General features: G+C 47.5%; 9 protein-coding genes and 1 pseudogene. All 10 read right to left on the reverse strand.

Going from position 1 to position 9,668, the window contains the following annotated elements:
• Positions 1–59 precede the first annotated feature (59 nt).
• Positions 60–539, reverse strand: coding sequence for an acyl-CoA thioesterase (locus L5M29_RS05240; RefSeq protein ID WP_006087464.1), 480 nt, complete (start codon positions 537–539; stop codon positions 60–62).
• A gap of 117 nt (positions 540–656) precedes the next feature.
• Positions 657–1,025, reverse strand: coding sequence for a hypothetical protein (locus tag L5M29_RS05245; RefSeq protein WP_028760367.1), 369 nt, complete (start codon positions 1,023–1,025; stop codon positions 657–659).
• A 232-nt stretch (positions 1,026–1,257) separates the two neighbouring features.
• On the reverse strand, positions 1,258–2,496 hold the full coding sequence (gene fabF, locus L5M29_RS05250; protein ID WP_006087466.1) for a beta-ketoacyl-ACP synthase II: 1,239 nt from the start codon (positions 2,494–2,496) through the stop codon (positions 1,258–1,260).
• 236 nt (positions 2,497–2,732) lie between these two features.
• Positions 2,733–2,966 carry an acyl carrier protein gene (gene acpP / locus L5M29_RS05255; protein ID WP_006081231.1) on the reverse strand — a complete coding sequence of 78 codons (234 nt, stop codon included), beginning with the start codon at positions 2,964–2,966 and terminating at the stop codon, positions 2,733–2,735.
• Positions 2,967–3,130: 164 nt separating this feature from the next.
• Positions 3,131–3,877: a 3-oxoacyl-ACP reductase FabG gene (fabG, locus tag L5M29_RS05260; protein ID WP_006081230.1), complete on the reverse strand. Its 747-nt coding sequence runs from the start codon at positions 3,875–3,877 to the stop codon at positions 3,131–3,133.
• Positions 3,878–3,886: 9 nt separating this feature from the next.
• Positions 3,887–4,813 (reverse strand): ACP S-malonyltransferase, encoded by a 927-nt coding sequence (gene fabD, locus L5M29_RS05265; RefSeq protein ID WP_263166560.1) that lies wholly within the window; start codon positions 4,811–4,813, stop codon positions 3,887–3,889.
• Between the two features lie 62 nt (positions 4,814–4,875).
• Positions 4,876–5,835 (reverse strand): beta-ketoacyl-ACP synthase III, encoded by a 960-nt coding sequence (locus tag L5M29_RS05270; RefSeq protein ID WP_028760369.1) that lies wholly within the window; start codon positions 5,833–5,835, stop codon positions 4,876–4,878.
• 320 nt (positions 5,836–6,155) lie between these two features.
• Entirely contained in the window at positions 6,156–7,262 is a 1,107-nt protein-coding gene (locus tag L5M29_RS05275) for a hypothetical protein (RefSeq protein WP_263166562.1), read from the reverse strand.
• Entirely contained in the window at positions 7,259–8,965 is a 1,707-nt protein-coding gene (locus L5M29_RS05280) for a DUF1983 domain-containing protein (RefSeq protein ID WP_263166563.1), read from the reverse strand. Before L5M29_RS05280 ends, L5M29_RS05275 begins: the two co-directional genes overlap by 4 nt.
• Positions 8,916–9,668: pseudogene (locus L5M29_RS05285) on the reverse strand (carbohydrate-binding protein); the annotation flags it as partial. The gene L5M29_RS05280 and the pseudogene L5M29_RS05285, both read right to left, overlap by 50 nt.

Consider the following 9,668-nt stretch of genomic DNA (forward strand, 5'->3'; position numbering starts at 1 on the left):
ACTTTTCGCTACAAACAACAAAGACGCCTTAAGCGCCTTTGTTGATTTAATTTATGGGGCTATTTCACCACGTGGGCTTCCATTTCAGCGCCAATCTTTTTACGCATTTCCATCAAGCGCAGCGCAGAATCGCGCAAATGAATATCATGTTCAGTCTGTGGTATCCACTCAGGCACTGGCGTTGGCTGGCCATGTTCATCAACAGCTACCATGATCACAATGCAGTGGGTAGTGAGATGACGTTCAGAGACTTTAGGATCGCCGGCCCGCACATCGATACCGATATGCATAGAAGTTTTACCCGTATAAATCACTTTTGCGCTGACTTCAACGATATTGCCCACCAAAATGGGTTGCACAAAACGAATACCGCCCGCATAAGCAGTAATACAATATTTACCGCTCCAGCCCGCTGCACAGGCATAGGCCGCGAGATCGATCCACTTCATCACAGCGCCGCCGTGAACTTTACCACCAAAATTCACATCCGCAGGCTCTGACAAAAATCTCAGGGTACTTTGTCTATCTATACCAGCCATATAACCTCAACTTATTCAGCCACTGTGGCTCAATGTTTCGTGCAATAGGCTGAGTTTACGATAGAAAGCGCCATTAGCGTAAAAATAATTACGATTGACCTCGTCAAAAAATTCGATTTAACCAAAGTGGCTAATAAGCACGCAGCAAAGCAATAAACTCGGCAACGCTAAACGATAAATCCATAGCTGAAATTCACTACTGACGAAACGCGTACCCTTAGCAAAAGTGTAAACGCCTAAGCCAAACATAAAGAAACCCAGCACTTCGAGGCCCGAAGACATATTGCTATCGCCACCGACGTTAATCGCCGTCACCAATAAGGCAAACCAAACCACCACGTAAGCAGCGATTGCTAAGGTAAAAGTCTTGATCCCAATGTCCATGTTTGGATGCCACACTTTAAACTCACCACGGATCAATTCGGTCAGATTGGCAGTTAATGCGCCAATGAGGGGAACAAGCGGGATCACCGCGGGATTTAACATGACACACTCCATTAAGATTGAATATGTCTGTCATTATCTGTGGTCACTAGAATTAAACAAGCTTGATGAACAAATGTTAACACTATGGATATCATACTGTTAGAAAGTGACATCTATCACAATAAAGCCATAAGATAACGGAGTTCAACTCACATGAGCAATGAATTTGACCCATAAAAAATGCGCCCTCAGGCGCATTTTTTCACTGTTTTTTAAACCATAAATGCGTGTTTTACACTTTCTTGAACAGTAATGAACCGTTAGTCCCACCAAAACCGAAGGAATTACACAGAGCATAATCCATCTTCACGTCACGGGCTGTGTGGGCGACAAAGTCTAAGTCACAACCTTCATCTGGATTATCCAAGTTGATGGTTGGCGGTACGGCTTGGTCGCGCAGTGCTAGCAAAGTGAAAATCGCTTCAACCGCACCCGCAGCACCTAACAGGTGACCCGTCATCGATTTAGTCGAGCTAACCAGTACTTTATAAGCGTGGTCGCCAAATACTGACTTAACCGCTGCCGCTTCCGCTTTATCACCTGCTGGCGTCGACGTACCGTGGGCATTGATATAACCAATTTGCTCCAGTGATAACTTAGCGTCATTAATAGCATTGACCATAGCCGCCGCAGCGCCTGCTCCGTCACTTGGAGGCGATGTCATGTGGAACGCATCACCGCTCATACCAAAACCGACTAATTCGCCGTAAATGGTCGCACCGCGCGCTTTTGCGTGTTCGTACTCTTCCATCACCATCACACCAGCGCCATCACCGATCACAAAACCATCACGGTCTTTATCCCATGGACGGCTCGCCGCAGTCGGATCGTCATTGCGTGTCGATAATGCTTTCGCTGCACCAAAACCTGCCACGCCTAAAGGAGAAGTGACATCCTCAGCACCGCCCGCAACCATCACGTCTGCATCGCCATAGGCAATGGTACGCGCCGCGAAACCGATATTATGCACACCCGTAGTACAAGCGGTCGTCACGGCAAAATTTGGACCTTTCATGCCAAACATGATCGACAAGTGGCCCGAAATCATATTGATAATGGTACTAGGTACGAAGAAAGGAGAAACCTTACGCGGGCCACCATTCATCAATGCGCTGTGACCTTGTTCAATCAACCACATACCGCCCATACCCGCACCAATAGCAGTGCCGACACGACCAGGGTTTTCTTTGCTCATGTCCAGACCAGAGTCTTGGATAGCTTGGATGCCAGCCGCCATACCGTATTGAATAAAGAGGTCCATCTTACGGGCGTCTTTTTTCGTTACGTATTGCTCAACATCGAAATCTTTTACTGAACCACTGAAACGAGTGGTAAATTCACTGGCATCAAATTTGGTTATCGGTGCAATACCACTCTTACCCGAAAGCAAAGCCTTCCAAGTAGTATCGACAGTATTGCCCACTGGAGTTACTAACCCCAAACCGGTTACCACTACACGACGTTTAGACACGGCAGTCACCTTTAAATGCTAATTTGTTAATTCAGATAGAGGACACAGGGTTTTCTATCATTAGACAATTTCTTAAATAACTTTTATTTAGAAAAATTCGCCAATCTGCGGCGAGCATCTCGTGGATAACAATTAAAACACGATCCAGAGACGATTGAATGGCACGGAGGCAGAATTTGACGGGGGTAAAACAAAAACAGGCGGCAAAAATGCCGCCTGTCTTCAAGAATTCAGAATTACTGATTCTTAGAAACGTAGTCGATCGCTGCTTGAACAGTAGTGATCTTTTCAGCTTCTTCATCAGGGATCTCGGTATCAAACTCTTCTTCCAGAGCCATAACCAACTCAACAGTGTCCAGAGAATCTGCACCCAGATCGTCAACGAAAGATGCCGCTGGCTTAACGTCTTCTTCTTTAACGCCCAGTTGCTCTACAATGATTTTCTTTACACGTTCTTCGATGTTGCTCATTAGTTTTCTTTCCTATTCAAATTACGCACTTGCGTAAGATTGCGAGTAGTTTATTAGATTTGGCTGACAATGCAAGCTTAGTTTTCGTGGTCTAACCACGAAATTTCACTATCAATTGATACAGATCACTACTCAGTTGCGACAGAAATCCCTGCCATTCGCCCTTAAACCATGTACATGCCGCCATTCACATGCAAAGTTTCGCCTGTGATGTAAGCGGCTGAGTCCGAGGCCAAAAAGAGCACTGCATTGGCAATTTCTTGCGCTTGCCCTAATCGTTCCATCGGAACCTGTGACATGATAGCTTTTTGCTGCTCTTCGGTCAGCTCATCTGTCATATCGGTCTGGATAAATCCAGGAGCGATAGCATTAACTGTAATTTGACGAGATGCAACCTCTCTTGCAAGAGATTTTGTAAATCCAATCAAACCCGCCTTTGCTGCCGAGTAGTTAACTTGACCTGCATTGCCCATGGTGCCTACCACTGAACCGATATTGATGATTCGGCCAAAGCGCTTTTTCATCATGGTACGCATCACAGGTTTTGACAGTCTAAATAACGATGTCAGGTTGGTGTCGATAATATCCTGCCATTCATCATCTTTCATCCGCATCAGCAGATTATCACGGGTTATACCCGCGTTGTTGACTAGAATATCAACATCACCCGCTTTTTCTTTGATCGAGGCGAATAAATGTGTAACAGATTCACTATCTGTGACATTAAGCACTAAACCAAAACCTTTGTCACCCAGATATTCTTGGATCGCCGCAGCGCCCTTCTCACTGGTTGCGGTTCCAATAACCACGGCGCCCGCTTCGACCAATGTCTCAGCGATCGCACGGCCAATACCGCGGCTCGCGCCTGTCACCAAAGCCACTTTGCCTGTTAAATTCAGGTTGAAACTCATATAAACTCCTTACTCAGTTAATGCTGCTAATGAAGCAACATCATTAACCGCTTGGGCTGATAGTGATTTATTAATTCGTTTTGCTAATCCTGTCAATACTTTACCAGGACCACATTCCACCAGTTGGGTAATGCCTTTTTGGGCCATTAGCTCAACAGTTTCGCTCCAGCGGACAGGACAATATAACTGACGCACTAACGCATCTTTAATGTCATCAGCAGAGGTGGGTGATGCCACATCAACGTTATTAATCACTGTAATTGTTGGGGTATTAAACTGTACATCGTTTAATGCCACGGCCAGTTTATCCGCCGCAGGTTTCATTAATGCGCAGTGTGATGGCACGCTGACAGGTAGAGCCACCACCATTTTAGCGCCTGCTGCTTTACAAGCTGCTGCAGCGCGCTCAACTGCGTCTTTTTGACCTGCAATGACCACTTGACCAGGACTGTTAAAGTTAACTGGACTCACCACGTCACCTTGAGCCACTTCGGCGCAGGCATTAGCGATACTCTCGTTGTCCAAACCGATAATCGCATACATAGCACCCGTGCCAGCTGGAACCGCTTGCTGCATCAGTTGACCACGTAATTCCACCAACTTAATCGCGTCTTTAAAATCCATCACACCGGCGCAAACTAAAGCAGAATACTCGCCTAAGCTGTGACCCGCTAGTATAGCAGGCATAGGTTTGCCTGAAGCCACGTAGGTACGCCAAATCGCCACGCTCGCCGCTAACAGGGCTGGTTGAGTTTTATCGGTTTCATTTAAGCTTTCAACAGGACCTTGCTGAACCAATGCCCACAGATCATAACCTAAGACGTCACTCGCCTCAGCAAAGGTCTGTCCAACAACAGCATGAGATTCGGCAAGCTCGGCTAACATGCCTAGGGCTTGTGAACCTTGGCCCGGAAATACAAAAGCAACATTTTCCATATTAAAATTACCTATGGCTAACTTAATTTATTGAAAAATCATGTGGAACACACATGTAGAACTTAGAAACGAATGAGCGCACTGCCCCACGCAAATCCAGCACCAAAGGCCTCAAGCAGCAGTAGTTGTCCGCGCTGAATACGGCCATCACGTACGGCTTCATCCAATGCAATGGGCACTGACGCGGCAGAAGTATTACCGTGTTTAGCTAAGGTCAATACGACTTTATCAAGACTCATATCGAGCTTTTTAGCGGTAGCATTGATAATTCGGAAGTTGGCTTGATGTGGCACTAACCAGTCAATTTCTGACTTATCGATATTGTTAATGCGTAACGTCTCAGTCACGACATGGGACAATTGAGTCACAGCCACTTTAAAGACATCGTTGCCTTTCATGGTCATAAAACCGACCGCTTCAGAGGTTTCGCCTTTACGTGGTGGGAAAGCGCATTTCAATAAGTCACCTTGGCGACCGTCGGCATAAATGTGGGTCGAAATGATCCCTGGCGTTTCGGATGCGCCTATCACAACCGCGCCCGCACCATCACCAAATAAAATAATCGTTGAACGATCTTCTGGCTCACATAAGCGAGACAGTACATCGGCACCAATCACTAATACTTTTTTAGCCGCGCCCGTTTTTACAAATTGATCGGCAACAGATAAAGCATAAACAAAGCCTGAACACGCCGCTGCGATATCAAAAGCTGGAATGGTATGCACGCCAAGCATGGCTTGAATTTCACAGGCCGCAGCCGGAAAAGCATTGGGAGCACTGGTGGTGCCGCAAACGATCATGTCTAAATCTGATGCTTCTATGCCAGCCATTTCTAGCGCTTTTAATGCCGCTTGGTAGCCCATAGTTGAAACGGTTTCATCGAAAGCCGCAATGCGACGTTCTGATATACCTGTACGTTCAACAATCCATTGGTCAGTGGTTTCCACCATTTTTTCCAAATCTTGATTGCTACGCACCTGCACCGGTAGATAACTACCAGTTCCGAGAATTTTTGTATGCATAAGGAGGGATCAGTTATTTATATCTATAATAATTGATTTACTTTACATGCTGTTGAACTTGCTATTAATTTCAACTTAAGCCATGTCGATAAATCTTGATTTTGTACGCTGTTTTGTACACATCTAAAAGTTAGCCAGATTTGTACGCACTAATGTTTATCGCCGCAAAGTAACATAAAAAAACTGCTGACAATAGAATTTATACCGCAAAACTGGTCTGCTTTGCTATGCAGTCTTGTCGCAAAGTTACATTAAGAATCAGACAACATCACATTAATTGAAGTGATATTTTCATGAGCAAAGAGTAATTGTGACTTAAGTCAGAAATAATCATCTTCATGTATGTAAGGGATTGGTGAGTTAACTGAAGATTCGCCCCAGTAACCAAATGCACTACCCCCAACAGGCATGCTGCCAGCTCCTTTGGTCAACACTCCGCAAGTAAAAGTCCCATCTGACTTAAGCCAAATTCCGACAGGGAAAGGAGTAAAACTTAGCTTTGCTGCTCCAATCAATCTGGCCTGATACATCGGTTTTTTTGTGGCGAAGTTTGGGAATTGCTGCGGATTTGAATCGCCGATCGCATGCCAACCAGCTGAGCCTGGTGGATTTGCTAATGGCGTAGGAGAGATGAGATAGCCTCTTGGCATTTCTGGTGGGTTTGCTGAACTGAATGCCACGCCACCATCGTCACCATAAAACGCTAAACCCCAGCTTGGAAGAGTTTGCAAGGGTGAACCAAAGGCAATAATTTTAACTGTGCCAGATCTTGGCGGTTCGTCATTATAAGTCGAGCCAACATTATACAAACCTCCTGCTCTTAAACACTTAACGCGCCAATATCCACCACTTGAATAAACGTAAGATGCCATGGCGTTGTAACCAGTATCGCTGACATAAACACTTGGAGGCGTTTCTGTTGATGCAATCGCGGTTGAAACATCTATTTCTCTATCTGCATTAGTAATTGTGTATTTAAATCTTTCTACGTTTAAACGGTTAGCATTTGATAAGGCCACCGCGACACCTCCGTCAGCAAATAAGATCCCGTAGTTATCTGGAACATTGGCAACAGGGTAATACGCATAAACATTAAATTTTACTACCGAGTTATTTAGCGGGGAGTCTGCGCCACCATACCAAAGGCTTTGTGATAGCGTTACCCTTCCACCGTCGCACTTACTGCTAACTATGTACCCCGTGTAAACAGTGCTACCAAAGCTAACATAAGAGGTGTGCCTGACAGCGGCGCCAGCAGGCTGAATAAACAGCCTGCAGCCATTTGGTATGACAAAGTCTTGTACAACATCTGCGGCAGATAGATATTTTACTGTAAACTCAATTGTTCCTTTAAATGCCATTGGATACCATCCGCTGGTGATATCTATGGTTCTATCTTGAGCGTAAAGCGCTAATCCATAACTCATATAAGTTTGCCAAGTCTGATTTTAAGTGTGCCAGCTGCGTCATAGACATCGATTCTTTCATTGGTAATTCTCATTCGTCCTTGTCCAGCTTGATAACCATTTATCTCAAAAAGCCCATTTTTATCAAGCTTCCAACCAATCGAGTTTGCAACATAGTTTGTTGATTGGATATAACTGCCGATCTTGGCATTTGAGATAGTTCCATCACCAATTACCGCGTTATTAATAAATACCTGACCGCCCTGAACCGTAAAAGGTGTTGTGATGGTGGATGTGCCAGTGATTTGATTAACGATGGCAAATCTATCAGCAGTAAAGAGTACCTGCGATTGCATGCCTGCAGGCGTGTTCTCAACGCCAATAGCCATACCCGCACCGTAATACTTACCATCTGCGGTTACGCCTACTTTTACCGAGTACATGGCTTGCAGTTTGCCATCTAATTCTGCAAGAGCCGTCGATGTTTGCTGAACTGCAGCTGATGCGTTATTAGCTGTTGCCTGAACTGTCGTGATCTGTGTTGCTAATGCGCTATCGGCATTGGCGCGCGCGGTTTGCTCAGTCTGAATCGCTGCAGCGTTTTGCGTAACGCCTTGTTGAGCTGCGTTCGCGGCGGCTTGGGCAGCTGCTGCGGCGCTGGCGGCATCGGTCGCGGCCTTGTCAGTAACGGCAACCCATGCTGAACCGCTCCAACGTTTAGGTGTGTTGGCATTGCCTGTGGTATCGATCCACAGGTTTTGCGCTAAGCGATCAGCTGCTGCAGGGGCCGTAGACTGAATAAGTACCTTGCCTTTGGTACCTGCCAAACCTGCTGCGTCAGCAGCGGCTTGGGCAGCTGAGTTCGCGGCACTTTGCGCATTAGATGCTGCGGTATTAGCTGCGGTCGCCGAGGCCTGAACTGTGGTAATCTGTGTTGCTAATGCGCTATCCGCATTGGCTCGCGCTGTTTGCTCGGTTTGAATCGCTGCAGCGTTTTGCGTAACGCCTTGTTGAGCTGCGTTCGCGGCGGCTTGGGCAGCAGCTGCGGCGCTGGCGGCATCGGTCGCGGCCTTGTCAGTAACGGCAACCCATGCTGAACCGCTCCAACGTTTAGGTGTGTTGGCATTGCCTGTGGTATCGATCCACAGGTTTTGCGCTAAGCGATCAGCAGCTGCAGGAGCCGTAGACTGAATAAGTACCTTGCCTTTGGTACCCGCTAAACCTGCAGCGTCAGCCGCAGCTTGAGCGGCTGAGTTTGCGGCCGTTTGCGCAGTTGATGCTGCGGTATTAGCTGCGGTCGCCGACGCCTGAACTGTGGTGATCTGTGTTGCTAATGCGCTATCAGCATCAGCCCGAGCGGTTTGCTCTGCCTGAATCGCTGCAGCGTTTTGGGTGACGCCTTGCTGGGCAATATTTACAGCGGCTTGAACAGTAGTAATGTTTTGTGCCAAAGCACTATCAGCATCAGCGCGGGCGGTTTGCTCTGCCTTAATTAAGGCGCCATTGGCATCCACAGTAGCGGAAATGCTGATGATCTGATTAGCGAGCGATTCGTCGGCTGTCGTCCTAGCCATTTGCTCAGTAATAATTGCTGCAGTGTTTTGATCCATAGTCGCAGCAACACTTGCAATACTTTTCGCCAACGCCTCATCAGATGAAGCCCTTGCATATTGCTCAGACCACACGCCAGCAAGTACAACTGTAGTTCCCGCATTCCAGCTCATATCGCCAGCAAGAGGTGGGTTTACTTGCGCAAATATACCCGTTTTGCGCAACACCTTGCTGCGCTGCGTTCGCGGCGGCTTGGGCAGAAGCTGCGGCGCTGGCGGCATCGGTCGCGGCCTTGTCAGTAACGGCAACCCATGCTGAACCGCTCCAACGTTTAGGTGTGTTGGCATTGCCTGTGGTATCGATCCACAGGTTTTGCGCTAAGCGATCAGCAGCTGCAGGAGCCGTAGACTGAATAAGTACCTTGCCTTTGGTACCAGCCAAACCTGCTGCGTCAGCAGCGGCTTGGGCAGCTGAGTTCGCGGCACTTTGCGCATTAGATGCTGCGGTATTAGCTGCGGTCGCCGAGGCCTGAACTGTGGTAATCTGTGTTGCTAATGCGCTATCCGCATTGGCTCGCGCTGTTTGCTCGGTTTGAATCGCTGCAGCGTTTTGGGTAACGCCTTGTTGAGCTGCGTTCGCGGCGGCTTGGGCAGCTGCTGCGGCGCTGGCGGCATCGGTCGCGGCCTTGTCAGTAACGGCAACCCATGCTGAACCGCTCCAACGTTTAGGTGTGTTGGCATTGCCTGTGGTATCGATCCACAGGTTTTGCGCTAAGCGATCAGCAGCTGCAGGAGCCGTAGACTGAATAAGTACCTTGCCTTTGGTACCCGCTAAACCTGCAGCGTCAGCCGCAGCTTGAGCGGCTGAGTTTGCGGC

This window comes from Shewanella sp. SM95 (genome assembly GCF_025653595.1).
In the GTDB taxonomy this organism is placed as follows: Bacteria; Pseudomonadota; Gammaproteobacteria; order Enterobacterales; family Shewanellaceae; genus Shewanella; species Shewanella oncorhynchi.